Origin of the sequence: Microcoleus sp. B9-D4 (assembly GCF_036705105.1) — a bacterium.
GTDB lineage: Bacteria > Cyanobacteriota > Cyanobacteriia > Cyanobacteriales > Microcoleaceae > Microcoleus.
This window is the reverse complement of sequence record NZ_JAUBTS010000015.1, coordinates 36757-37990: the sequence shown is the minus strand read 5'-3', so window position 1 is coordinate 37990 and position 1234 is coordinate 36757. Positions and strand designations below refer to the sequence as shown.

General features: G+C 56.4%; 1 protein-coding gene. It reads left to right on the top strand.

Annotated features, from left to right (window positions below; all coding sequences use genetic code 11):
- Positions 1 to 1234: calcium-binding protein (locus QUB24_RS11855; protein WP_333153413.1), on the top strand; the 1234-nt coding region annotated here is incomplete at both ends.

Genomic DNA, 1234 nt, shown 5'->3' with positions numbered 1-1234 from the left:
CCACAGGGATGACGGGGACGGGCCCGGACATTTCGATCACCCCGGTGCCGCGGCCAACTCTGACAGTTCCAACCCCTCCCCCACAGCCACTTTTTGTCGATGGCTTAGTTGTCGCAAATGACGGCAGTAACTATTTAATCGGCAGCTTATTCAATGACACGATTGCCGGGGGTGGCGGCGACGACACGCTTCTGAGTCGGGACGGAGACGATCTACTAAGGGGCGAAGACGGTAACGATTCTCTCAACGGCGGCGCTGCTAAAGATATCGTTGAGGGCGGGCGCGGCAATGACACGGCGCGGGGCGGCAAAGGCGATGACTTGGTTTCTGGCGACCAAGGCGATGACCTAGCTTTTGGCGACCAGGGCAACGATCTTGTCTTGGGTTCTGAAGGCAACGACTCGCTATACGGCGGTAAAGGCAATGACTGTCTGCGCGGTGGTGGCGAGGACGACCTGATTTTTGGCGACAAGGGCAGTGACACTGTTTTTGGCGACACGGGTAATGACTGCCTGATCGGGGCTGCGGGCAATGATATTTTGTTGGGATCCGAGGGCGGGGATGTTATCACCGGCGGTGTTGGTAACGATACTGGTGATGGCGGCGAGGGTGATGACCTGATCTTCGGGGGCGACGGCAATGATTCTTTGTCTGGAGATGCTGGGGATGATATTCTTTCGGGCGATCGCGGGTCTGATACTCTGACAGGAGGCGACGGATCGGATATCTTTGTTCTCGGTAGGGTGGGCACGTCGGCTGGCAACGGGTTTCTCACTACTGGCGGTCGCGAAATCGGCGATGCTGATGTAATTAGAGATTTTAATGCGGGAGATTCGATCGGTCTAGCTGGAGGTCTGAACTTTACAGAGTTAGAAATTTTCCAGGGCCAAGGCTCGAATTCTAGCAACACGATTATTAGGGACAGGCGAACTGGGGAATTTTTGGCGGTGTTGATTGATGTTCGATCGAACTCGCTAGATGAATCTCGGTTCACTACAGCTCAAATACCCCGCGTAGACGACAATCCCTTCACCATTGAGGGGACAACCACGAACCCCACAACGGGGACAACCACGAGCCCCACAACGGGGACAACCACGAACCCCACAACGGGGACAACCACGAACCCCACGACGGGGACAACCACGAACCCCACAACGGGGACAACCACGAACCCCACAACGGGGACAACCACGAACCCCACAACGGGGACAACCACGAACCCCACAACGGG